The 24,626-nt window shown below is 62.1% G+C and carries 15 protein-coding genes; 6 read left to right on the top strand and 9 right to left on the bottom strand.

Annotated features, from left to right (window positions below; genetic code table 11):
* Positions 1 to 123 precede the first annotated feature (123 nt).
* Complete coding sequence (locus QTL56_RS18010) at positions 124 to 1,293, bottom strand: pyridoxal phosphate-dependent aminotransferase (RefSeq protein WP_245134580.1); 1,170 nt, start codon at positions 1,291 to 1,293, stop codon at positions 124 to 126.
* Positions 1,294 to 1,425: 132 nt separating this feature from the next.
* Complete coding sequence (gene mscL, locus QTL56_RS18005; protein ID WP_229573264.1) at positions 1,426 to 1,851, bottom strand: large conductance mechanosensitive channel protein MscL; 426 nt, start codon at positions 1,849 to 1,851, stop codon at positions 1,426 to 1,428.
* A gap of 197 nt (positions 1,852 to 2,048) precedes the next feature.
* On the opposite strand from mscL, the gene QTL56_RS18000 reads away from it, so the two are divergent.
* Positions 2,049 to 5,555 (top strand): PAS domain-containing hybrid sensor histidine kinase/response regulator, encoded by a 3,507-nt coding sequence (locus tag QTL56_RS18000; protein ID WP_245134577.1) that lies wholly within the window; start codon positions 2,049 to 2,051, stop codon positions 5,553 to 5,555.
* 101 nt (positions 5,556 to 5,656) lie between these two features.
* Here the strand turns inward: QTL56_RS18000 and QTL56_RS17995 are convergent, their stop codons facing one another.
* Entirely contained in the window at positions 5,657 to 7,372 is a 1,716-nt protein-coding gene (locus QTL56_RS17995) for a GH32 C-terminal domain-containing protein (protein WP_245134575.1), read from the bottom strand.
* A gap of 160 nt (positions 7,373 to 7,532) precedes the next feature.
* On the opposite strand from QTL56_RS17995, the gene QTL56_RS17990 reads away from it, so the two are divergent.
* Complete coding sequence (locus QTL56_RS17990; protein ID WP_245134574.1) at positions 7,533 to 8,564, top strand: glycerophosphodiester phosphodiesterase family protein; 1,032 nt, start codon at positions 7,533 to 7,535, stop codon at positions 8,562 to 8,564.
* Positions 8,565 to 8,637: 73 nt separating this feature from the next.
* Here the strand turns inward: QTL56_RS17990 and QTL56_RS17985 are convergent, their stop codons facing one another.
* The 3 genes from QTL56_RS17985 to QTL56_RS17975 all read right to left on the bottom strand — a co-directional run bounded on the left by QTL56_RS17985 (position 8,638) and on the right by QTL56_RS17975 (position 13,988).
* Entirely contained in the window at positions 8,638 to 10,851 is a 2,214-nt protein-coding gene (locus QTL56_RS17985; RefSeq protein WP_229573270.1) for an FAD-dependent oxidoreductase, read from the bottom strand.
* Between the two features lie 19 nt (positions 10,852 to 10,870).
* Positions 10,871 to 12,079: an acetyl-CoA C-acetyltransferase gene (locus QTL56_RS17980; RefSeq protein ID WP_229573272.1), complete on the bottom strand. Its 1,209-nt coding sequence runs from the start codon at positions 12,077 to 12,079 to the stop codon at positions 10,871 to 10,873.
* A 115-nt stretch (positions 12,080 to 12,194) separates the two neighbouring features.
* Complete coding sequence (locus QTL56_RS17975; RefSeq protein WP_245134572.1) at positions 12,195 to 13,988, bottom strand: acyl-CoA dehydrogenase C-terminal domain-containing protein; 1,794 nt, start codon at positions 13,986 to 13,988, stop codon at positions 12,195 to 12,197.
* Positions 13,989 to 14,384: 396 nt separating this feature from the next.
* Here QTL56_RS17975 and QTL56_RS17970 point away from each other — a divergent pair, with 396 nt between their 5' ends.
* The 3 genes from QTL56_RS17970 to QTL56_RS17960 all read left to right on the top strand — a co-directional run bounded on the left by QTL56_RS17970 (position 14,385) and on the right by QTL56_RS17960 (position 20,118).
* Positions 14,385 to 18,191, top strand: coding sequence for a peptidoglycan-binding protein (locus QTL56_RS17970; RefSeq protein WP_245134570.1), 3,807 nt, complete (start codon positions 14,385 to 14,387; stop codon positions 18,189 to 18,191).
* 204 nt (positions 18,192 to 18,395) lie between these two features.
* Positions 18,396 to 19,313: a sulfite exporter TauE/SafE family protein gene (locus tag QTL56_RS17965; protein ID WP_229573282.1), complete on the top strand. Its 918-nt coding sequence runs from the start codon at positions 18,396 to 18,398 to the stop codon at positions 19,311 to 19,313.
* A gap of 1 nt (position 19,314) precedes the next feature.
* Complete coding sequence (locus QTL56_RS17960) at positions 19,315 to 20,118, top strand: TIGR02186 family protein (RefSeq protein ID WP_229573283.1); 804 nt, start codon at positions 19,315 to 19,317, stop codon at positions 20,116 to 20,118.
* 4 nt (positions 20,119 to 20,122) lie between these two features.
* Here the strand turns inward: QTL56_RS17960 and QTL56_RS17955 are convergent, their stop codons facing one another.
* Entirely contained in the window at positions 20,123 to 20,623 is a 501-nt protein-coding gene (locus QTL56_RS17955) for a winged helix-turn-helix transcriptional regulator (RefSeq protein ID WP_245134568.1), read from the bottom strand.
* 90 nt (positions 20,624 to 20,713) lie between these two features.
* Between QTL56_RS17955 and QTL56_RS17950 the strand changes: the two genes are divergently transcribed.
* A complete protein-coding gene (locus QTL56_RS17950; protein ID WP_245134566.1) occupies positions 20,714 to 21,268 on the top strand; it encodes a dihydrofolate reductase family protein in 555 nt (184 codons plus the stop codon).
* Between the two features lie 9 nt (positions 21,269 to 21,277).
* On the opposite strand, the gene pdeM is transcribed toward QTL56_RS17950, so the two are convergent.
* Complete coding sequence (gene pdeM / locus QTL56_RS17945; protein WP_245135486.1) at positions 21,278 to 21,994, bottom strand: ligase-associated DNA damage response endonuclease PdeM; 717 nt, start codon at positions 21,992 to 21,994, stop codon at positions 21,278 to 21,280.
* Positions 21,995 to 22,050: 56 nt separating this feature from the next.
* The gene (locus tag QTL56_RS17940) at positions 22,051 to 24,570 is read right to left on the bottom strand and encodes a ligase-associated DNA damage response DEXH box helicase (RefSeq protein ID WP_245134564.1); all 2,520 of its coding nucleotides are present in this window, start codon (positions 24,568 to 24,570) and stop codon (positions 22,051 to 22,053) included.
* Positions 24,571 to 24,626 lie beyond the last annotated feature (56 nt).

Genomic DNA, 24,626 nt, shown 5'->3' with positions numbered 1-24,626 from the left:
CGTGCTTCTTACGGAGTGCTTATGAAGCGCACCCAAGCCTCTGAAATAGCTTGCCTATCTGGATTCATCGTTAAGCGGCTCTAAGCCGTTTCATTCAAATTTTAGCGACCCGCCAAACCTGTCTCAGAGCGCCTTGATGTAGCTGCCGAGACGCTCGGCGGCGTCCGCGATATGCGCGGGATTGCGCAGGAAGCAAGCCCGCAAGAAGGGCAACCCTCCCTCGCCGAATGCCGTCCCCGGCGCCATTCCGACTCCGGTCTTGTCGACGATGTCGAGCGCTGCCTGTCGGCTGTCGGTGATGCCATCAATCTTGAGGAAGGCGTAGAGCGCACCTTCCGGCTTCAGTGTCTCGACCCTGTTGGTGGCAATCAGGGCATCGCAAAGGATGTCGCGCGAGGCCATGGCCCTTGCAATGTTCTCGCGAACGAAATCGTCACCCTGATCGAGGGCGACGACGGCTCCGCGCTGCATGAACTGGGCGACGCCGGACGTCGAATACTGAATGAGATTTTCCAGCACCTGGCCAAGTTCCGGCGGGGCCACGATCCAGCCGACACGCCAACCGGTCATCGACCAGTTCTTCGAGAAGGAATTGGCGAAAATCACCTTGTCGCCCTCCGTCATCACGTCGAGAAAGGAAGGGGCTCGCTCGGCGCCACCGTAGTAGTAGAGCGCATAGATTTCATCGGCGAGAATCCAGATGCCGTGGCGTCGGGCAATCTCCAGAATCGCCTTGAGGTCTTCGCGGCTTGCCGTCCAGCCTGTCGGGTTGGACGGCGTGTTGATGAAGAGTGCTCTGGTCTTCGGGGTAATCGCCTTTTCCAGCCGGTCCAGATCGAGAACCCAGCGTCCCTCCGTGAAGGAAAGCGGCACGCAGACCGATTTGGCACCCGCCAGATCGATCGCGGAGACGATGTTCGGCCAGCAGGGCGAAAGATAGATCATCTCGTCACCCGGCGAGGTGAGAGCCTGTACGGAAAGCGCGATCGCCTGCATGCCTGACGCCGTGAGGTAGAAATGCTCGACCGGCAGGTCGGCGCCGAAGTGGCGTTGGTAATAGCGCGAGAGAGCCTGCCGCAGTTCGGGAATGCCGCGCTGCCAGGTGTAGAAGGTTTCTCCACCGAGCAGGGCATCGCTTGCGGCACGATTGATGAAATCCGGCGTCGGAAGATCGCCTTCGCCAGCCCAGAGTGGAAGCAGACCATCGCGGCCGCGCGCATAGTTGATGATCTCGACGATACCGCTTTCCGGTGCGGCAAGTGCGCGGGGGCTGAGGCTGTCCAGCAAGGGCATCGGGTCTTCACTCCTTCGATCGGTGTGCTTTGTCTAGCCGATCAATGGATAAAAATCCCATGATATTCCTTGAGGACAGGATCGATCCTGCTGATAGGTTCCCCGCCCGCCAAGCGGACGAGGAACGGCGGTTCAGCGGGTCTTGAGGAGATCGCGGATCTCGGTCAGAAGCTGAACGTCGGCCGGTGGCGGCGCGGCTTCATCGGCTACCATTTCTTCCTTTTCCATCGACTTGCGCAGTGCATTTACGCCCCTGACCATAAGGAAGATGATCCAGGCGAGGATCAAGAAGTTGATGGCGACGGTGATGAAATTGCCATAGGCGAAGACCGCGCCCTGCTCGCGGGCCGCCGCCAGCGAGTTTGCCGTGACATTGCTGCTCAACGGTATGAAGTAGTTGGAGAAGTCGAATCCACCGAAGATGACGCCGACGATCGGCATCACGATGTCCTGTACCAGCGAATTGACGATGAGGCCGAAGGCCCCGCCGATGATCACGCCGACGGCAAGGTCCATGACGTTGCCGCGCGCGATGAATGTCTTGAATTCCTGTAACATTGTCCCCTGCTCCTTTGTGGTCCGGACCCGTCCGGGCGACGGTTGCCCGCGTTATGGTTAATCAATCTTAACGTTTTCGGAAATGGTAAATCGGCACATTCCGATGTCAGGGTTTCGACTAAGGTCAATGATGCGAGCGATTTCAAAAGGCCGAGACTTGCCCTAAGGTTCCGTCCGAGGATGTCGAGGAGGAGAAGGTGTTCCCAGGCTGGATCATCGTAGCGTCGGCACTAGGCTACCTGCTGTTCCTGTTCGCCGTCGCCAGCTTCGGCGACCGCAAGACCCGTGTGCACGGCGTTCCCGCCGGTGGCCGGCCTGTGGTCTACGCCCTCAGCCTGGCGGTCTATTGTACGTCCTGGACCTATTTTGGCGGGGTCGGACTGGGGGCGCAGTACGGCCTCGAATTCATGGCAATCTATATCGGGCCGATCCTGATGTATACGCTGGGCATGCCGGTCCTGAGGCGGATCGTCGAGCTCGCCAAGACGGAAAAGATTACCTCCGGGGCCGATTTCGTCGCGGCGCGCTACGGCAAGAATCCCGTCGTCGGCATGCTGGTGACGGTGATTTATCTCGTCGGCATCATTCCCTACATCGCCCTCCAGCTGAAAGCGGTGTCGAGCTCCGTCGCTGCCGTCATGGATCCGACGGCCTACGGCATCGGCACAGGCAATCTCTATTTCATTGACCTGCCGCTGATCGTCGCCTTCATTCTCGCCTGTTTTGCCGTGATCTTCGGCACGCGCCATACCGATGCCACTGAACACCAGGACGGCCTGATTCTCGCCATCGCGATGGAGTCGGTGGTCAAGCTGGTCGCCTTCTGGACCCTCGGCATCTTCGTCATCTGGACGATGTTCGACGGCCCGGCCGATCTCTGGCAGAAGGCGACCGAGAGCGAGGCCGTCATGGCGGCGCTCACTCATGAGACGCCAGCCAGTCGCTGGATCCTCCTGATCGCGCTCTCGGCGTTTGCCATCATCATGCTGCCCCGCCAATTCCACGTCACCGTGGTGGAAAATCGGACACCGCGAGAGTTGAAGCTCGCCGGCATTCTGATGCCGATCTACCTGATTGCGATCAATATCTTCGTGCTGCCGGCTGCCATCGCCGGGATTCTAGTCTTCGGTGGCACGGGCGATGCCGACCTTTACGTGCTGTCGCTGCCGCTGCAGGCAGAATCAGGCTTCGTCTCACTGCTCACTTTCATCGGCGGCTTCTCGGCAGCGACGGCCATGGTCATCGTGGCCTCCGTGGCACTTGCGATCATGGTGTCGAACGACATGGTCCTGCCGATCTTCCTGCGGCACAAGCTCCTGGGACGACCGAGCCAGCGGGAAGATTTCGCCAAGACGCTGCTGCATATTCGCCGCACCGCAATCTTCGGCGTCTTGCTTCTCGGCTATGTCTATTACCGCTCGGCCGATAACACGACCGGCCTCGCCAAGATCGGCCTCCTGTCCTTTACCGCCATCGCCCAGATCGCGCCGGCCATGTTTGGCGGGTTGATCTGGCGGCGGGCCAATGCGCGAGGTGCCATTGCCGGGCTCACGACCGGGTTCCTCGTCTGGGCCTATCTGCTGTTCCTGCCCAGTCTCGGCACCGAGGATCACTCGTGGATCGCGTCCACGGTTCTCGGCTTCCTCCTGCCCGGGCTCTCCATGTTCGAGCCGCAATATGCGGATCCCCTTGTCAATGCGACGATCTTCAGCCTGTTGATCAACTCGCTCGCCTTCGTCATCGGCTCGCTCAGCCGCAATCCCCGTCCTGTGGAACGTATCCAGTCGGCGATTTTCATCAAACGGCAGCCGCGTTCCAACTTCGCGACGCGTGGCTGGAAAACCAGCGTCGCGGTCGGCGATCTCAAGGCTGCAATCGCGCGCTATCTCGGAAACGAGCGCATGGAGCGCTCCTTCCGCTCCTATGAGCAGACAGTGGGGCACAAACTGGCGGATGACAGTCCGGCGGACATGACCTTCATCCATTTCTCCGAACAACTTCTCGGCAGCGCCATCGGCTCCTCCTCGGCGCGTCTCGTCCTTTCGCTGATCCTGCAAAAGGCAGAGGATCCGTCTGCCGATACGGTCTGGCTGCTCGACCAGGCATCCGAGGCCCTGCAGTACAACCAGGACATGATGCAGACGGCGCTCGCCCAGATGGAACAGGGTATCGCGGTCTTCGACGCCTCCGATCGGCTGACAATCTGGAACCGGAGGTTCCGAACGCTGCTGGATCTCCCGGAACACGTCGGCCAGGTCGGGTTTCCGTTGCTCGACATGATCGCGATGCTGTCTCAACGGGGCGACGTACCATCCGGCGACACGCAGGCGGTGATCCGCAGTTTCCACCAGTTCGACAGCCCGTTCCAGATGGTGCTGGCCGGCGGCAAGCGGATCATCGAGGTCCGCTGCAACCTCATGCCGGACAAGGGTCTGGTTGCGACCTTCAGCGACATCACGGCCCGCGTGGCGGCAGATCAGGCCCTCAAACAGGCGAACGAGACGCTGGAACAACGCGTGAGCGAACGGACGGCCGAACTCACGCGGGTCAACCACGCGCTGGCCGAAGCGCGAGCGGCTGCCGATGAAGCCAATATCGGCAAGACCCGCTTCTTCGCCGCTGCGGGCCACGACATCCTTCAGCCGCTCAATGCCGCCCGTCTCTACTCCTCCTCACTGGTGGAGCGATTGGGCGTGTCCGAAAACAGTGCCTTGGTCGAGAACATCGATTCGGCTCTCGAGTCGGTCGAGAGCATTCTCGGCGCCGTGCTCGACATTTCACGCCTCGATACGGGTGCGATGAAACCGCGTTTCTCCAGTGTGCCCCTGAGCAACTTGTTGCAGCGTATCGAAACCGATTTCGCCCCCATGGCGCGGGAGAAAAACCTGAAGCTCGTGGTCATGCCGACGACGCTCTCGGTGCGCTCCGACCCGACGCTGCTACGACGTCTCGTGCAGAACCTCGTCTCCAACGCGATCAAGTATACGCCATCCGGCCGGGTCGTCGTCGGTGCGCGGCGCCTGGGCGACAAAGTGGTGATCCAGGTGACGGATTCCGGTATCGGCATTCCGCCCTCCAAATTCCGCACTGTGTTCAAGGAATTTGCCCGCCTGGAGGAGGGCATGCGCTCAGCCTCCGGTCTCGGACTCGGCCTTTCCATCGTCGACCGCATCGCCAAGGTCCTGCAGCACCCGGTCGAACTCTCGTCACAGCCCGGCAAGGGCACGACCTTCAAGGTCGTGATGCCGGTCGACATTGCCAAGCCTGCTGCGAAGAGTGTCTTGCCGCTCGATGGCGGCAGTCGCACGACGCCATCGCTGCAGGGCTTCCGCGTTCTGTGCATCGACAACGAGCCGAAGATCCTCGAAGGCATGCACCTCCTGATCTCCGGCTGGGGCTGTAGCGTCGAATGCGCAGGCTCGATCGCCGAGATGGACGACATCCTGAAAACCAGCCAACCGCCGGATCTCGTCATCGGCGATTATCACCTCGATGACGGGAGCGGCATCGGCGCCATCCTCAGACTGCGGGCGCTGACCAAGACCGACGTACCGGCTCTGCTCGTCACTGCCGACCGTTCGGCCGAGGTGCGGGCCGAAGCGGAACGTCATTCGATCACGCTGCAGCACAAACCTGTCCGGCCCGCTGCTCTCAGAGCCTTCATCACCCAGATTTCGTCACAGCGACGGGCTGCCGCTGAATAATTTCAGTAGCCGACGACGGATACCTTGCCGGCCCCGTTTGACTTTCGGCAAACCTATTCTGCGCTCGTTAACAGGCCAATGAGAGGCGATGCGCCGGGATGTCAGAGCCTCAGAGACCAGACAGTGGCGTTGCTGACGACACCCGGCTCGGCGACGAGCCTGATTTCGCGCACAGGCTCGAAACCTGCAATCCGCTTGGTCCCGGTAATCCGGCCATCATCGGCGAAAATTTCGAGCGATCCATAATCGAGAAAGATGCGCAGGCGGCGGGCATCGGCACCGCGCGCAAGATAACGCGGCCCCGGCGGCTCGTCCGGACGATCGAGATAGCCGTGCAGGATCTCCAGCCCTTCGTCATGCTGGACAATCGCGAGACGGATATCAGGGTGATCGAGTTCCAGCCGGAATGCGCTGCCCGCTTCCGAAAGCTCGAAGGCGATCTCGGCGGCGCCGGTGGGCAGGACAACCGACTGGCCGCTCGACAGGCGCGTTCTGTCGAGCATGCGGGCGCGAAGACTTTCGGCAGCACCGATGGGCGGGGTCAGCAGCGTGTCGCCGTCCAGAACCAGATGGCGCGGCAGGGTCATTGCCGAAGGAAAATCGATGCTGGGTCCCGTATCGGCCCAATTGCCGAGCCAGCCGATGCCAACCGGTGTTCCTCCATCGACAAAGGCCTGGAAGGCATAATTGTCAGTGCCGAAATCCAGTTCCCGCCCGAAGGACTTGGCAAAGCTTCTGCCATCAAACCAGCCGATGTCGATCATGGTCAGATTGCGCCGGCCCGTCTCCTTGTCTTCGCCATTCATCAAGCCGTAGATCAGCGCCCAGCGGGTTGCAGGATCGCGGTGGTCGCCGCCGATCGGGAGGAGGCAGGGGCATTCGAGCGCCGAGGTCTCAAAGCGGGTTTCGGTGTAGAGTTTGCCGACATAGGTCCAGCCACCGGCTGCCGTATTATCTTGCGTCTCATAGAGCAGGATTACGCCACCCCCTGTGCTCTGGCTGCCGAGCAGCATCTTCCAGAGACCGTCCGGCCCTCGAAACACGTAGGGATCGCGGAAATCAAATGTGAGGCCTTCGCCATCCGGTCGATGGGGCAGAAAGACTTCCGCGGCGCCCGCGCTGAACAGATCCGTCGATATCGCCGTGAGCTGGATCTCCTGCTCCGGCGTGCGGTCGGCGATCTTTTCGGTGAAGAACACCCTGATTCCGGGACTATCGGTGCGCGCGATCGCTGAGCCCGAAAATGCGCCACCACGCTTGTCGGGCCTGACACTCAGCTCCTCCGACGGGAAGAGGAAGACCGGCAGGTGGCGCCAGCGCAGATAGTCGGAAGAGACGGCATGGCCCCAGTGCATGTTGTTCCAGATCCGGCCATGCGAATAATGCTGATAGAAGAGATGCGGCCGTCCGCCGAAGCGGCCGAAGCCGTTGGGGTCGTTCATCCAACCGAAGGGCGGGCGGAAATGATAGCCGTAGGGCAAGTCCGGCGGCTCATTGGACGGGTTGGTATGGATGACCGCAATGCCGGTTTCAAGCACGTCTGACGGCGTGAACCAATAGGCGACCGAGAGCGACGTCACCGCCATGTCGTAGGCCAATGTCACCGTACCACCGCCAAAGACCTGGTAGATGCGGAAGGAGTTCTCCTCGGCATTCGAAGCCTGCACTTCGCCGAACTTGCCGTTTGAACTGTACAAGGACACCGCCCCTGGTTCATCCGGCGTCACTGCCTTCAGCCAGAGATGCAGCACAGCGTTTACAGGAAGTTCGACTTCGATGGCCCTGTAGTGATCCGGTATGGCGGTCGCTGTCGTCATGCAGGTTTCCCTTCTTTTCTTTCTAGGCCAGCGCTCAACGGGACGAGCTACGTGGCTGTTCCATGCTTGCCTGTCACAGAGGCTTCAGAAAACCGTCACGGGCGCTTCATCCGAAGCACCTAATGCGGCAGGAACGATATTGTAGATCGGAGCCCTGCTCATGCGTCTCGCGGTTCTCGTCCCTGCCCTGCTGCTCTCCCTCGTTACCGGGGCCGCCAGTCTCGCGCCCCTCCCCCCGTCGAACCGGGCGGCCCTCATACATGACCGCCTTGTCCAGGCTAATCTCAACCGCGACCATATCATGGTCGTGGCCCATCGTGCAGGGTGGAAGAAGGACGGTCTTGCCGTCCGCGCCGAAAACTCCTTCGCGGCGATGGATCATGCTGCATCAACCGGCGTGGAATTGGTCGAGCTTGACGTGCGCCGATCGAAGGACGGCGTGCTGGTCATCATGCATGACGAGACACTGGACCGAACCACGACCTGTCGCGGCAAGGTCGCAGACCATACGCTTGCCGAACTCAGGTCATGTCGGCTGATTGTGGAAGGTCAGCAAACGCTGACCGAGGAGCGTGTCTTTACGCTGGAAGAGGCAATGCTGCATGCGCGCGGCCGGATCCTGATCAACATCGACAACAAGCTTGAACCGGAAGCCCTGGTCGAGGTCGCCGATCTCGCGCGCAGCCTCGACATGACGGAGGGCGTTTTGCTCAAGCTCGCAGTCTGGAACGCGGAAAGGTTGCAGCTTGCCCGAGACATCCGCCATGCAATTGGCCCAGACATCGCCTTCATGCCGATCCTTGCCGACGATGCCGTGACCGAACCGGCCTTCATCGACCGTACACAGTCGGCGCTCGGGGCGCCCGCTGCGGAGCTTGTCCATTGGTACCGCGATGCCACGCAACCCATCACCACGGATGGCGGACCGCTGCTGTCGCCGCTCGCACGTGCCGCTGCAATCCGCAATGATGCACATCTATGGATCAACACCTATCCGATCGCCGATCGTCCGGAGGGCATGGTCGCCGGCGGGCGCGGCGACTATCTCGCGCTCTCGACAGGCCGCCCGGAGGATGTCTGGGGCTTCTTTGTCGAACGCGGCGTGACGATCATCCAGACGGACGAACCGGAGGCGGTCATTGCGTGGCTCGATCGTCAGGGATTGCGGCGCTCCTATGAACTGACGAACTGAGACCGACTACACGACCCGAAAAAGAAAAGGCGGCTCGAAAGCCGCCTTTTCCAATGCATTCAGATCCCCAGGCTCAAGCAGCCTTTGCGGCTTCACCATAGGGGTCAAAACGGCCGTAGAAGGTCTCGCCCTTGGCTGCCATGTCCTTCAGGAGCGGCGTCGGGGTAAAGTGCGGGCCGTATTGCTTGGCGAGGCGTTCGCAGAGGCTTACGAAGGTCTTCACACCCATTCCGTCGATATAGGACAGCGCCCCACCGGTGTAAGGTGCGAAACCGAAGCCCAGGATGGAGCCGACATCCGCTTCGCGCGGGTCGGTGACGATGCCTTCTTCGACTGTGCGGGCGGCTTCCAGTGCGATGGTCGCGAGGAAGCGTTCCTGCAGCGTCTTGACGTTGACGTCATCCGGCTTCTGCTGCGGATAAAGATCCTTCAGGCCCGGCCAGATGTGCTTCTTGGCCGGCTTTGCGGGGTAGTCGTAGAAACCCTTGGCGTTCTTGCGGCCGAAACGCTCTTCCTTTTCGACCATGCGGGCAACCAGCTCCATGTGGCGCGGATCGACTGCCTTTTCACCGAGATCGGCAACGGTGGCCTTCAGGATCTTGTAGGAGAGATCGATCGCGACTTCATCGTTCAGTGCGAGCGGACCGACCGGCATGCCGGCGAACTTGGCCGCATTTTCGATCATGATCGGCGGCACGCCTTCGATGAGCATGTTGTAGCTCTCGGCCATGTAGCGCAGGACACAGCGGTTGACGAAGAAGCCACGGGTGTCGTTGACGACGATCGGGGTCTTCTTGATCGCAGCAACGTAATCAAGTGCCACGGCGAGTGCCTTGTCGCCGGTTTCCTTGCCGAGGATGACTTCGGTCAGCATCATCTTCTCGACCGGCGAGAAGAAGTGGATGCCGATGAAATCGACCGGACGCTTGGAATTGCCGGCAAGACCCGTGATTGGCAGCGTCGAGGTGTTGGAGGCAAAGATCGCGCCTTCCGGCAGCACGGCCTCGACCTTCTCGATGACGGCCTTCTTGACATCGCGGTCCTCGAAGACGGCCTCGATGACGAGGTCGGCATCGGCCAGCGTGCCGTAGTCGTCGGACGGGGTGATCAGCGACAGAAGCTTGTCGCCATCGTCCTTGGTCAGCTTGCCCTTACCGACAGCGCCGGCGACAAGACCTTCGGAATGGGTCTTGCCCTTGCCAGCGGCTTCCATGTCACGATCGATCAGCACGACATTAATGCCGGCTGCGGCCGTGACATAAGCGATCGAGGCGCCCATGAAGCCGGCGCCGACGACACCGACCTTCTTGATCTCGGACTTCGGCTGACCAGCCGGGCGGCGGGCGCCCTTGTTCAGCTCCTGCATCGAGACGAAAAGCGAGCGGATCATCGAATAGGCTTCGGTAGTCTGGACGATCTCGGTGAAATAACGTTGTTCGATGCGCAGGCCCGTGTCGAAGGGAACCTGCAGGCCTTCATAGACGCTCTTCAAGATGGCAAGTGCTGCCGGATAATTGCCCGCGGTTTCACGGCGCAGGATCGCGGAGGCAGCCGGCCAGAGCTGGGCGGCAGCCGGGGTCCAGATGCCGCCGCCGGGAACCTTGAAACCCTTTTCGTCCCAGGGGGCGACCGGCTTCAAACCGTCCTTGATCATCTGCTTGGCAGCATTGATCAATTCGCCGGGCTCGACGACCTGATGCACCAGGTTCATGGCCTTTGCGCGAGCGGCCGACAGTGTCTGACCGGTGGTCATCATCTGAAGGGCATCCTGCGTGTTGGCGAGACGTGCCACGCGCTGTGTGCCACCGGCACCGGGGAAAATGCCGACCTTGACTTCCGGCAGGCCGATCTTGACCGACTTCGCGTTCGACGCCACGCGGCCATGGCAGGCAAGCGACAGCTCGGTCGCGCCACCCATGCAGGTGCCATTGATCGCCGAGACCCAAGGCTTGCCATTGGTCTCGATCTTGCGCCAGAGCCAGGTCATGCGACCGGCCGCGTCGAAGAGCTTCTGGACGGCAGCTGCCGGGTCCTTGGCCTTTTCTTCTTCGAGCATGGAGAACATGCCCTTGATCATGGTCAGATCGGCGCCGCCGGAGAAGGAGGACTTTCCGGAGGTGAAGACCACGCCCTTGATGCCGTCATCGGCAACGGTCTGGTCGAGAATCTTCTCGATCTCGTCCATGACTTCGACGGTGAAGACGTTCATCGACTTGTCGGGCATGTCCCAGGTGACGAGGGCAATGCCGTCTGCGTCGGTCTCGATGGTGAAGTTCTTGTAAGTCATATCTTACTTCTCCCGGAAATCAGACGCGTTCGATGACGGTGGCAGTGCCCATGCCAGCGCCGATGCAGAGGGTGACGAGGGCCGTGTTCAGATCGCGGCGTTCCAGCTCGTCGAGCACCGTGCCGAGGATCATCGCGCCGGTGGCACCGAGCGGATGGCCCATGGCGATCGCGCCGCCGGCAACGTTCATCTTCGAATGGTCGACCTCGAAATGCTGCATGAAGCGCAGCACGACGGCGGCGAAGGCCTCGTTCAGTTCAAACAGGTCGAAGTCGGAGATCTTCATGCCGGTGCGCTTCAGGAGCTTTTCGGTCACGTCAACCGGGCCCGTCAGCATGAGCGCCGGATCCGAGCCGATATTGGTGAAGGCACGGATGCGGGCGCGGGGCTTCAGGCCCATCGATTCCCCGCCTGCCTTGGAGCCAACCAGAACAGCGGCGGCACCATCGACGATACCGGACGAGTTGCCAGCGTGGTGGATGTAGTTGATGCGCTCGATTTCCGGATGGGCCTGGATGGCAACGGCTTCGAAGCCGCCCATTTCGCCCGGCATCTGGAACGAGGGATTGAGGCTTGCCAGCGACTGCATGTCAGTGCCGGGGCGCATGTGTTCGTCGCGGTCGAGGATCACGAGACCATTGCCATCCTTCACCGGGATGACCGACTTGGCAAAGTTGCCGGCAGCCCAGGATGCGGCCGAGCGCTTCTGGCTTTCGACGGCATAGGCGTCGACGTCGTCACGGGTGAAGCCATATTTTGTCGCGATCAGGTCGGCCGACACGCCCTGCGGCATGAAATAGCCGGGAAAATTGACCGAGGGGTCCATGTACCAGGCGCCGCCCGACATGCCCATGCCGACACGGGACATGCTCTCGACGCCACCGGCGATGACGATGTCGTCCGAGCCCGCCACGACCTTGCCGGCCGCAAGATTGATCGCGTCGAGGCCAGACGCGCAGAAGCGCGAGATCTGGATGCCGGGGGCGGAAAAGTCATAGCCAGCCTCGAAAGCAGCCGCCTTCGGGATGACGGCGCCAGCTTCCATGACCGGATCGACGCAGCCAAAGATGATGTCGTCGACGGTCGAGGTGTCCAGGCCATTGCGGTCGCGAAGCGCCTCCAGCGTCTTGGCGGCCAGACGCGGCGTCGGCACTTCGTGCAGCGATCCGTCCTTCTTGCCGCGCCCGCGGGGCGTGCGCACGTGGTCGTAAATGAAGACTTCAGTCATCGTCTCTCTCCCTTGGGCGCACGGGGCGCCTTGATCTTGACGGGGCGACGCCCCTCATCCGCCTGCCGGCACCTTCTCCCCGCATGCGGGGAGAGGGTAGGGTGAGGGGCAAAACTCAAAACGCCTCGGCGGCCATTTCCATCAGGCTGTCGGCACCGGTTTCGATGCGGGCCTTGCGCAATGCCGTCTCCGGCATGATCTTTTCCATGTAGAAGCGGCCGGTCAGCAGCTTGTTCTTGTAGTAGTCGGCATCACCGGATCCTGCGGCGAGGTTCTCGTTCGCAGCCTTTGCCATTTTCGCCCACATATAGCCGAGCACGACGAGGCCAAAGAGATGCATGTAGTCGGTCGAACCGGCACCGGCATTGTCGGGCTTTGCCATGGCATTCTGCATGAACCACATGGTCGAGGCCTGCAGGTCGTTCAAGCCCTTCTTCAGGCTCTTGGTGAAGGCCGAGAGGTTCTCGTCCGAGCGGTTTTCTTCGCAGAAATCTCCGATTTCCTTGAACAGCGCCATGACCGCACGACCGCCGTTGAGACCGAGCTTGCGGCCGACGAGGTCGAGCGCCTGGATCCCGTTGGCCCCTTCGTAGATCATGGCGATGCGCGCATCGCGGACATACTGGCTCATGCCCCATTCTTCGATGTAGCCGTGGCCGCCGTAGACCTGCTGGGCCATGACCGCATGGTCGAAGCCCTTGTCGGTCAAGACACCCTTGAGGATCGGCGTCATCAGGCCGAGCACGTCGTCGGCAAGCTGCTTCTCCGTGGCATCCCCCGAGCGGTGCGCGATGTCGGACTTGAGCGCCGTCCACAGCGTAAAGGCGCGACCGGCTTCGTTGAAGGACTTGATGGTCAGCAGGACACGACGAATGTCCGGGTGGACGATGATCGGATCGGCCTTCTTCTCGGGCGCCTTGACGCCGGACAGAGAGCGGCCCTGGATGCGCTCGCGCGCATAATTTGCAGCGTTCTGATAGGCGATTTCGGAGATCGACAGACCCTGAAGGCCAACGCCGAGGCGGGCTTCATTCATCATGACGAACATGGCCGCCAGGCCCTTGTTCTCGGCGCCGATGAGATAGCCGGTCGCCTCGTCATAGTTCATCACGCAGGTGGCATTGCCGTGGATGCCCATCTTGTGCTCGATCGCACCGCAGGTGACGGTGTTGCGGTCGCCCACCGAACCGTCGTCGCCGACCATAAATTTCGGCACGATGAAGAGCGAGATGCCCTTGGTGCCCTCAGGTGCACCCTCGATACGGGCAAGGACCAGATGGATGATGTTGTCCGACATGTCGTGTTCGCCGGCCGAGATGAAGATCTTCTGGCCGGAAATCTTGTAGGAGCCGTCACCGTTCGGCACGGCCTTGGTGCGCAGGAGGCCGAGATCGGTGCCGCAATGAGGCTCCGTGAGGTTCATCGTGCCGGTCCAGACACCCTCGACCATCTTCGGCAGGTATTTCTGCTTCTGCTCGTCGGAGCCGTGCTCCAGGATCGCGGCGATCGCGCCCTGGGTGAGGCCCGGATACATCATCAGCGCCATGTTGGCCGACGACATGTATTCACCGACTGCCGAATGCAGGATGTAAGGCAGGCCCTGGCCGCCGTATTCGGCCGGCACTGCGAGACCCAGCCAGCCGCCCTGACAGTAGGCGTCATAGGCCTGCTTGAAGCCCTTCGGCGCCTTGACCGAACCGTCATCCGAACGGACGCAGCCTTCCTGGTCGCCGGAGAGATTGAGCGGGAAAAGCTGCTCTTCCGCGAGCTTCGCCGCCTCACCGACGATCGCCTCGATCATGTCGGGGGTCGCGTCCTCGAAACCCGGCAGGTTGTTGTACCGCTCCAGGCCAAGCACGTCGTTGAGAATGAAAAGCGTGTCGTTCACAGGGGCCTTGTAGACAGGCATCGGTCATCTTCCTCCAAAGACTTCGGTTCCGACGGGATCGGACTGTTCTGGCTTATACAAATAATTGACGTGCGCGTAAACGTCAAAATTTCCAGGCGCGGCATTTTCGCCCGCTCGTCTGGATGACACCCTCCCCTTGCCAAACTCCCATACGCCGCTTGCGCGGGGCAGGAGCGCAGCATGATCTATCGGGGCTTCTTCATGTTTTTCAGCACATGATTAACGGCTTGTTTACCATGTTTCATGAATGGTTGCGTTTGAAAGCTGGTGATCCATCCGTGATTCCAACGTCGCCTGCGCGCTTTAACGCACAGCGCCTCGGCCGAAGCGAAGATGGACCACTCGGACGCATTCGGACGGCATGATCCGCCCGGCATCATCGAAGCGAGCAGAACCATGAACGGATCGCGATCTGAGACGCAAAGGCCCGGCAGCCCATCCTCCCTGGATGCGTTGAGTCGCACCATTGAAGGGCTTGAGGCGCGGATCGAAGGACTGATCGGCCAGCAGGCCGCTCGCAGCCGCGGGTTGGACGAGCCAGCATCGCGGCCCCTGCCCGGCCGCCGCGCGGACGATGTGCTGCGCAACGAGCGCGATCAGCGCCCGGATCCGCTGGCTGAAATCCGCCAGCGCCAGCGCGCACTCGAAGAGGGCCGCAGTCGGGGTGGTGATCGCAGCCTCTACAGCCGCAGTGAGGAGCAGCCGGCGCGCCCGCCGCTGCGCCAGCCCCTGCCGCCGCTTTCCGACCCGCTGCCATCCTATCCGGCACGCGCAGCCGCTCCGGCCGCTGTTGCCGCACGCGCCAGTGAGGACATTGCCGAAGCGTTGAGCGGGCTGCGCCGGGAGCTCAAGCAGGACATTGCCGAAAGCCTGTCGCACGAGATCGCCGGCCTCCGCAACGAAATGCGCTCCTTGCGCGCACTGGCCGAAGAAAGCCGGCCGCGAGATGACCTGCACCAGGATATCGCCCGGCTCGCCGAGAGCCTCCAGCGGCTCGAAGGTGTGAAGGCACCCGGCACGGACGGACTGCGCGAGGACTTCAACGAATTGCGCTCGCTGATGGACGGTCTGGCGCGCGAGGATTCCATGCGCCGCATGGAACGCCGCTGGGACGATGTTGAAGTGCGCCTCGAGGGGCTGGACACCGGTGCCATGCGTGACGAGATCATCCGCATCGCCGACCGGCTGGACGACATCAAGTCCCAGCTCGGCGGCATAGGTGACACGCGCGCCATCCGCGCACTCGAAGAGAAACTGATCACGGTCGCGGCGGCACTTGAGCATATCGGCGCGCATATCGATCCGAACGAGCGCATGGTGATGGAGCATTTCTCCTCGCTCGACATGCGCCTCGACGAGATCACCCGGGCAATCGCCGCCGGCAGCCGCAACAGCGGCCCGGGCAATGACCCGGCCACCTTCCACCGCCTGGAAGAGCGGCTCTCCGGCCTTGCCCGACAGATCGAAGGCCTCTCCGAACACCGCGCGCCGCAGAACGACGCGTCGTTCGAGATGGCGGAACGGCTGGAACTGCTCACCGCACGGATCGAACAGCTGTCGGCCGAACAGGGTGCCGCGCGCCTGGAAGAGCGTCTCGACCAGATGTCCTACATGCTGGAACGGGCGCAAACGCCGGTGCCGGCCCCGGAACTCACCGGATATCTCGCCGACATCTCGCGCAAGATCGACGCGCTCGACAGCGGTGCCGGCAATGATCGCCTTGCCGATCGGCTCGAAAACCTTGCACAGCGGATCGAGGAACTGGATGCGCCGCAGCCGGTCGCCATGTTCGACGACAGCGCGCTTCGCAACCTTGAGGATCGGCTGAATGCCGTGGTCGACCGGCTGGAGGAAACGAATTCTTCTGGTCCGGCCAGCGAAAGCGCCAGCCTCCGGGGGCTCGAAGACCAGATCGCCCACCTCTCCGCCCTGATCAGCCAGCCGCCGGCTCAGAATCCCGAGGTCGCAGGCCGCATCTCCGCGCTTGAAGACTATGTCGCGACCAGCGACGAATACATCATCGAAGCCGCCCGTCAGGCAGCCGAGACTGTCATGGCCAACTTCGCGCATCGCTTCCCAGCGGGCAGCCAGGCAGAGTCGGCGGACATTTCCGCACTGACGGCGCTGTCGGAGCATTTGAGGCAGCTTGAAGACCATACGCGCCATTCCGAAGAGCGTACACACCGTACCTTCGAAGCGCTGCACGACACGCTCGTCCAGATCGCCGGACGGCTGGATGAGCTGCATCATCTGGGCCAGCCCCAGGAGGCGGCTCCGCTTTTTGCGCAGTCTCCGATCGCCCCGGCGCAGGCCGCACGCGCGGACGAAAGCGCCGTCCCCATGGCACAGCAGACGCCGCGCATGGTCGCAGAGCCGGCCGCAGAGGCCATGCATCCGATCGATGAGGAACTGCTCGCGGCTGCCGATGATTTTGCCCAGACCATGACCGCGCTGCCGGTCATCGATGCCGCACGCGAGAAGAAGGCGACCAAGCCGAGCCTGCTTGCCGGCCTCGGCAAGAAGCTGATTCCGGGCAAGAAGGCCACCAAGGCCGTTGCAGAGGCGCGTCAGACGATCGACCCCGCTCCCTCGCTCGATCCGGTGGACCTGCTCCCGCCTGACGATGCCAACGAATTGCTGGAGCCGGGCTCGGGCGCTCCGGACGTGCGCAAGATCCTGGAACGCGTTCGCGCCAGCCAGCAGGCCACAAAAACCAGCACATCCACCGAGGACAGCGCCGACAGGACCGATTACATCGCCGCCGCCCGCCGTGCTGCCCAGGCAGCAGCCATGGAGATGGACCGCGCCCAGAAATCAGCTCCCGCTGCCAGCAAGACGCTGTCCGATGTCAAGGCCAAGTCGAGAGCGGCTGGCCCCTCCCTCTTCGCCCGGTATCGCCGTCCGATCCTGATGGCCGTCGGCGCCATCCTGCTTGCCGCCATGGCCATGCCGCTGGTCAATACCCTGACCAGGAGCGAAGCCCCTCCGGTGGTCGAGGACGTGGCTCCGGACGAGACGAGCGAAATCGCGCCCATCGACCAGCCCGTCGACACCGCGCCGGCCATTGCCGAACTTGCAGCACCGGGCGCCGGGGCGGTCAACAGTGACGCTCCGGCCAAGATGCAGGCAGAGCTCGCAGCTGAGCCGTCGGTGGCAACGCCGGATGCTTCCCTCGCTGCGCCGGTCGGCGCCTTGGTGGCCCCCGTTTCGGGCACGCCCGCCCAGAGCCTCGAAACGACAGCCTCCGCCCCGGTCGCCGCCACGCTTGGATCGGCGCAACCGCAGACGGCAGAAGCGACCAAGGTCGTGGTCGCCGAAGAGGTCACGGCTCAGGCTCCCTCAGCGGACATCATCGTTCCTGCAGACATCACGCCACCCTCTCTGTCCCTCGCCGCCAAGAATGGCGATCCGCTCGCGCTCTTTGAAATCGGCGCGCGCTATACCGAGGGTCGCGGCGTGAAGAGTGATTTTGCCGAAGCGGCCAAGTGGTACCGCATGGCGGCTGACAAGGGGCTCGCACTCGCCCAGTATCGCCTTGCCAATTTCCTTGAAAAGGGGACGGGCGTCGCGCCAAACATCGATGAAGCCAAGCGCTATTACGAGTTGGCGGCCAATGCCGGCAATGCCAGCGCCATGCACAACCTCGCCGTCATCTATGCTTCCGGAAAAGACGGTGCGCAGGACTATGCCAAGGCGGTGGAATGGTTCACCAAGGCTGCCGACTACGGCGTCTCCGACAGCCAGTTCAACCTCGCCATCCTCAGCGCACGCGGCAACGGCACATCGCAGGATCTGGTGACGTCCTACAAGTGGTTCGCAATCGCGGCCAAGGGTGGCGATAGCGACGCCGCCCAGAAGCGCGACGAAGTCGCCAATGCACTCAAACCGGATCAGTTGGAGCGCGCTCGCGCCGAAGTCGATCTCTGGAAGGCCAAGGAGCTGAACCCAGACGCCAACTCGGCCAATACCCCGGACGAATGGGCGGGCAAGGGCCTGAAAACGGCCAGCGTCGACATGAAAAAGGCGATCCGCAACATTCAGGCGATCCTGAACAAGAACGGCTTCGATGCCGGCACGCCCGATGGCCTGATGGGCGCCAAGACAGTCTCGGCGATCAAGGCTTTCCAGACCTCCATCGGCGAGCAGCCGACCGGACAGGTGACAGACAAGCTGGTGACGGAGTTGCTCGAACGCAACAAATGATGCGACTGTCATAAAAGACCGCGTTTGGCGGTCTATGAGGGGCTGTTGAATTGACTTGGCAGCCTCTGAGGCGCAAGAAAGAATTCGAACGGTAGCAAGTGCGATCAAGGACTTGCGACCGCCCAGCATGAAAGCCAGCAAGGGCTCAAAGGCCCGATAGCGACCGCGCCAGAGAGTGCGGATACCTGCATTTGAGGTCCGAAGGTGACGATCTATCTGCCGATCGCCGAGTTGTCGGTCAACGTGTTCATCATCCTCGGCATGGGCGCGGCTGTCGGCTTCCTATCGGGCATGTTCGGCGTGGGTGGCGGCTTCCTGATCACACCACTCCTGATCTTCTACAATATTCCGCCCGTGGTCGCCGTCGCGACCGGCGCAAACCAGGTTGTCGCCTCATCGGTATCGGGCGCCATTTCGCATTTCCGGCGCGGAACGCTGGACATGAAGCTCGGCACTGTCCTGCTCATAGGCGGCCTCGTGGGAGCGACGATCGGCGTCTTCATCTTCTCCTGGCTGAGACGCCTCGGCCAACTCGACCTGATCATCTCATTGCTCTACGTCGTCTTCCTTGGCACGGTCGGCGGACTGATGCTGGCAGAGAGCCTGCGGGCGCTGCGGCGTGCGGCGCGCAACGAAGCGCCCCCCTTGAAGCGACCCGGCCAGCACAACTGGGTGCACCGCCTGCCCTTCAAGATGCGCTTCAAGAAGTCGAAGATCTATCTCAGCGTCATTCCCATCCTGGCGCTCGGCTTCGGCATCGGCATCCTGACCTCGGTGATGGGTGTCGGTGGCGGTTTCATCATGGTGCCAGCCATGATCTATCTGCTGCGGATCCCGACCAACGTCGTCGTCGGCACGTCGCTGTTCCAGATCATCTTCACCACCGCCTACACCACGATCGTCCAGGCGGCGACCAACTATTCCGTCGACATCGTGCTTGCCTTCGTTCTCATGGTGGCCGGTGTCATCGGCGCGCAATATGGCGTGCGGGTCGGACAGAAGCTGCGCGGCGAGCAGTTGCGTGCGCTTCTCGGCCTGCTCGTTCTCGCCGTCGGCGTGCGTCTTGCGATCGAACTCGTCGTGACACCCGACGACTTCTACTCGCTGGCGATCGGAGGCTGACATGAGAACGTGTCTGCTCGCCCTCATGCTTTCCGCCTTCATCGGTCTTTTTGCGCCGGCTGTGGCGCAGGATCCGCTGACGACGCAGCTTGCGGAACGCGAAGGCATGGATATCGGCACTTCGACCAGCGAAATCGCGATCACCTCGGATTTCTCCGGCGCCGATCTCACCATCTTCGGTGCCCTGACCAGAACCGACCAGCTTCTGCTTGCGATCGGCCAATATGACGTCGTGGTGATGCTTGAAGGACCGCGTGACTGGACCACCGTACGGCGCAAGGAACGTCTCTTCGGCATTTGGGTCAACCGTACCTCGCTGACCTTCGAACAGATGCCGATTTCCTATTCGCTCGCCAGCACGCGACCGGTCGAGGAAATTGCGGCCGACGATGTGCTGACATCTCTGGGGATCGGCATCGACCACCTGGCGCTGACGCCCACGGGCTTCATCAGCAACGCCGCCAATCTCGGCGAATTTCGCGATGCGTTCCGCCGGCTGAAACAGACGGGCGGGCTCTACCAGCGCGACACGGGCGGCGTGCGCTTCGTCTCATCGAGCCTCTTCAAGGCGACCCTTCGTTTGCCTGCCAACATCCCGAACGGCGTCCACATGGTGCGTGCCTATCTCTTCAAGTCCGGGGAGTTCATCGCGGAAAAGGAACTGCCTCTGCGCGTGATCAAGACCGGCCTCGAGGAAGCGATCACCGAAGCCGCCCACCAGCAGCCGCTGACCTATGGCGCCTTTGCCGTCGTGCTGGCGCTGATCACCGGCTGGGCCGCGAGCCTGCTCTTCCGACGGGACTGAGGGCTCACCCGGCGGCCATGCGTGCCTTGACGTCGAGATAGGCTTCCGTCAGTTCGCGCAGAACGTCGCGGGCTCCGGCTTCGCGCTCGGCGCCCAGATGGATCACCCTGAGCTCTGCCATGAATGCTTCCCAGAGCGGCGCGCCGCCACGTTCGAGAATTTCGGCGCGGACGGCCAGATCTTCGCTGACCGGACGGTGCTTCCGCCCCCAGGCGCCCATCATGGCGAGCATGGGAACCAGCTGGATGGCAGGTTCGGTCAGGGTGTATATGCCTTTTTGGCGATGTGTCGGATCGTCGGCGCGAGCAAGTAGCCCCTGGGCGACGAGACGCTTCAGCCGATCGGCCAGGATGTTCGAGGCGATACCTTCTTCGGAGTTCTGCAAGAGTTCGCGGAAATGCCGGCGGTTTCCGAACATCACGTCGCGGATGACGATCAGGCTCCAGCGATCGCCGAGCACTTCCAATGTCAGATTGATGGGGCAGCCCGATCGTTGCGATGTCATTTCCCGCCTCCCGAAACTGATTGCGTCTTGCCACCAGATGCGCTACCGATCAACCAGTTTCAATATGCAATCGGTTTTGGGAGGATCGAGATGCGTAAGCTGATTGGCTGGAACCTGATGTCGCTGGACGGATTTTTCGAGGGCGAGACGCCCTGGGACCTGTCCTTCCACCACACCGTCTGGGGAGAGGACCTGCGCCGCTATGCAGTGTCCCTGGGCGAGGAGACCGATTTCATCGTCTTCGGTCGCAAGACCTATGAAGGCATGGCCGCCCACTGGCAGGAAACGACGGAAGAACCTGAGATCAAGGCCTATATGAATGCCAAGGCCAAGGGTGTTGCCAGTCGAAGCTTGACGGAAGCGCAGTGGAACAACACGCGCGTTCTCTCGGATGCCGTTTCCGACCTGCAGGCGATGAAATTGCTGCCGGGCGAGACCATTTTCGTCTTCGGCAGCGCAGAGTTGCAGCACACTTTGCTGGAGGCGGGACTGATGGACGAGATCCGGATTTGCCTGGCGCCCGTGCTGCTCGGAAAGGGCAATCCGCTGTTCAAACCGGGCTTTGAAAAGAAGCTGGCGCTGCTTGAGGCGCGGCCGGTCGACACCGGTGCCGTGATCCTGCGCTATGCGGTCAAGTCGAACTGAACGGCAAGCTCAGCCGAGGAGGTTGCCGAAGCGCACCGAATAAATCCGGTCGCGGCCGAGAAGGTGTGCGATCAGTTCCGTGCGGGCAAAGAGGCCTGTGAAGGCCTTGTGGCGAAGGTCGAGGCCACCCGTTGTGACGCCGAAGGATGGCATGACCATGCGTAGTCCGTCAGTCGCAAAGCACGGGCGCCGAACTGATTTTTCACGGCGGCGGACGGTGGCGGACGGGTGAAGATGACCGGCCACCTCGCCCTTGCCATGGGCGAGCGACGGCTCGTGACGAAAGGTGAGGCCAGAAAGCGAGAACTCATCCATCGACGTCCCTGGCAGAGCGGTGGTGCCATCCGGATCATGATTGCCGTTGATCCAGACGATCTCCCGTCCACCGGCGAGGCCCAGGATCATTTCCCGGAACACGGAGGGCATCAGGGCCGAACCGACGCGGTCATGGAAATTGTCACCCAGACTGATGATCGTCGCCGGCTGGTAGCGCGCAACCACACTCTCCAGCAGGCGCAGCGTGGCAAGCGTGTCATAGGGCGGCAGCAGCTGACCTCGTCTGGCGAAAGCAGCCCCCTTTTCGAGATGCAGGTCGGACACGACGAGGGTGCGGTGATCAGGCAGGTACATGGCGCCGGTGAGATCACAGACTGCGGCCACGCCCGAGACGGCAATCTCGGTCGTCGTCTCCACTGTCTCGATCGGCGCAAGGCGCCTCGCCATCATACCCGTCATTTGCTCATTCCGCAGTGCCCGGTGCCGTCATAGCCGCTCCGCATGGTTCACGCCATGGCTTCGGCGATCAGATCGTCTGCCGCCATGGACAGTACATGTTCCTGGGCCTCTCCCGCCACGGGTTCCTTGCCGATCTCCAGCATCACGGGTACGGCGAGCGGCGAAATCTGGCTCAGGCGCTTGTGCAGGATATGCCCTTTGATTCGCTCCAGCATATCGGCAAGGCGGGCGATGTCCAAAAGTCCGGCAGCGGCATCCTGTCGCGTTGCCTGCATCAGGATATGATCCGGCTCGTGGGTACGCAGCACGTCGTAGATCAGGTCGGAGGAGACCGTCACCTGCCGGCCTGATTTCTCCTTGCCGGGATGGCGTTGCTCGATCAGGCCGGCAATCACGGCGCAATTGCGGAAGGTGCGCTTCAGCATGAAGCTCTCGTCGAGCCAGGTCTCGAGATCGTCGCCCAGCATGTCCTGATCGAAGAGGTCTGCGAGGCTGAGTGCTCCCCGCGCGATCAGCGAGCCCATGTCCTCCAAGGCCCAGATTGCGAGTGCATAATCCGTCGCGACGAAGCCCAAGGGCTTTGCCCGCATGCGCTCCAGCCGGCGGGTGAGCAGCATGCCGAGCGTCTGGTGCGCCAGCCGGCCCTCGAAGGCATAGATCACCATGTAGAAGCGCTCGCCGCGCGGGAAAGTCTCGATCAGCAAATCGCCGCGCTTTGGCAGAACCGACTTCTCCGCCTGCAGCGACAGCCAGTCGCGCACCTGATCGGGCAGGCTAGAACGACGCCCGGGATCGTCGAGCATGGCGCGAACCTGCTCGGCGAGATAGGTCGAGAGCGGAAATTTGCCGCCGGCATAAGCCGGAATCTTCGGATCCATCGAGAAAGCGTTCGACACGAGACACTCATTGTCCCTGATACCCTCGAAGCGCAGCACCTTGCCGGAAAAGAGGAAGGTATCGCCCTGGGTCAGCTGCTCGAAGAAATACTCCTCGACCTTGCCGAGCGTCATGCCGCCGCGCCCGATCGAGCCGAGATGATTGCGCTTGACCAGCCGGACATTCAGCATGGGCATCTCGACGATGGTGCCGAGGTTCAGGCGATATTGCTGAGCGACCTGCGGGTTGGAGACGCGCCATAAACCGTCCTTGCGGCGGCGGATGCGGGCGTAGCGCTCGTAGGTTCGAAGCGCATAGCCGCCGGTCGCGACGAAATCGACGATGCGGGCAAAGGTCTCACGCGGCAGGGAGGCATAGGGCAGCGCCGTCGTCACCTCGCGGAACAGCTCTTCCTCGTCGAAGGCATCCGCACAGGCCATGCCAAGCACATGCTGGGCCAGCACGTCGAGCGAACCCTCTCCGACCGGGGGCGTGTCCTGTGCGCCGATATAGTTCGCATCGAGAGCCGCCTGGCACTCCATCACCTCGAATCGATTGGCCGGCACCAGGATTGCCCGCGACGGCTCATCCATGCGGTGGTTTGCGCGACCGATACGCTGGGCAAGCCGGGAGGCACCCTTGGGCGCACCGACATGGATGACGAGATCGACGTCCCCCCAGTCGATGCCAAGATCGAGCGTGGAGGTCGCAACGACAGCCCGCAACCGGTTCTCGGCCATGGCCGCTTCCACCTTGCGGCGTTGCGAGACATCGAGCGAGCCGTGATGCAGCGCGATCGGCAGGTTGTCATCATTGACCGTCCAGAGTTCCTGGAAGAGCATTTCGGCCTGGGAGCGGGTGTTGACGAAGAGCAGCGTCGTCTGAAAGTCCTTGAGTATCCGGTAGATCTCGGGAATGGCATAGACCGCGCGATGCCCGGACCACGGAATGCGATCTTCGGTTTGCAGGATGGTGATATCGGGTCTGGCACCGCCCTCGACCGTGATCAGACCGGCCGCCGCCTCACCCTCCTCCGGCTGGGCGACCAGCCAGCGGCGCAGGTCCATCGGTTGCGCGACGGTCGCGGAGAGGCCAATGGTCTTGAGACCGGGGGCGAGCTTCCTCAAGCGCGCGAGACCGAGCGACAACAGATGGCCGCGCTTCGAGGTGACCAGGGAATGCAGTTCGTCGAAGATGACGTAGCGCAGATCCTTGAAGAAGCGGACAGCATCGGAATGGGAGAGCAAGAGCGCCACCTGCTCCGGGGTCGTCAGAAGAATATCCGGCGGATTGGTCTTCTGCCGCTGGCGCTTGTGCGCCGGGGTGTCGCCGGTCCGGTTCTCGATCGTGATCGGAAGTCCCATCTCGGTGACGGGCTTCATCAGGTTGCGCTCAACATCAACGGCAAGCGCCTTGAGCGGCGAGATGTAGAGCGTGTGTATCCCGGTGAAGGCCTCCCCCGGTTTCTTGCGCCCGCGCTCCGTCAATTCGGTCAGCGACGACAGGAAGCCGGCGAGCGTCTTGCCCGCGCCGGTCGGGGCGATCAACAGAAGGCTTTCGCCGCCATCCTCCCCAGATCTCGCCCGGGCCAGCAGCTCCAGCTGATGGTCACGCGGCTGCCAGCCCTTTTCACCGAACCAGCGGAGGAAGGGGGCAGGCAGAAGGGAATGGGTGGAATCAGCTGTCGTCACCGCCCCAAGGTAGTGGACGGACGACGAAAGAGAAGAGGCGAAAGCATCCCCCCGGG

It is taken from the genome of Peteryoungia algae, assembly GCF_030369675.1.
In the GTDB taxonomy this organism is placed as follows: domain Bacteria; phylum Pseudomonadota; class Alphaproteobacteria; order Rhizobiales; family Rhizobiaceae; genus Allorhizobium; species Allorhizobium algae.
Note: the sequence above shows the minus strand (reverse complement) of the source record. Positions and strands in the feature narration are given on the sequence as shown.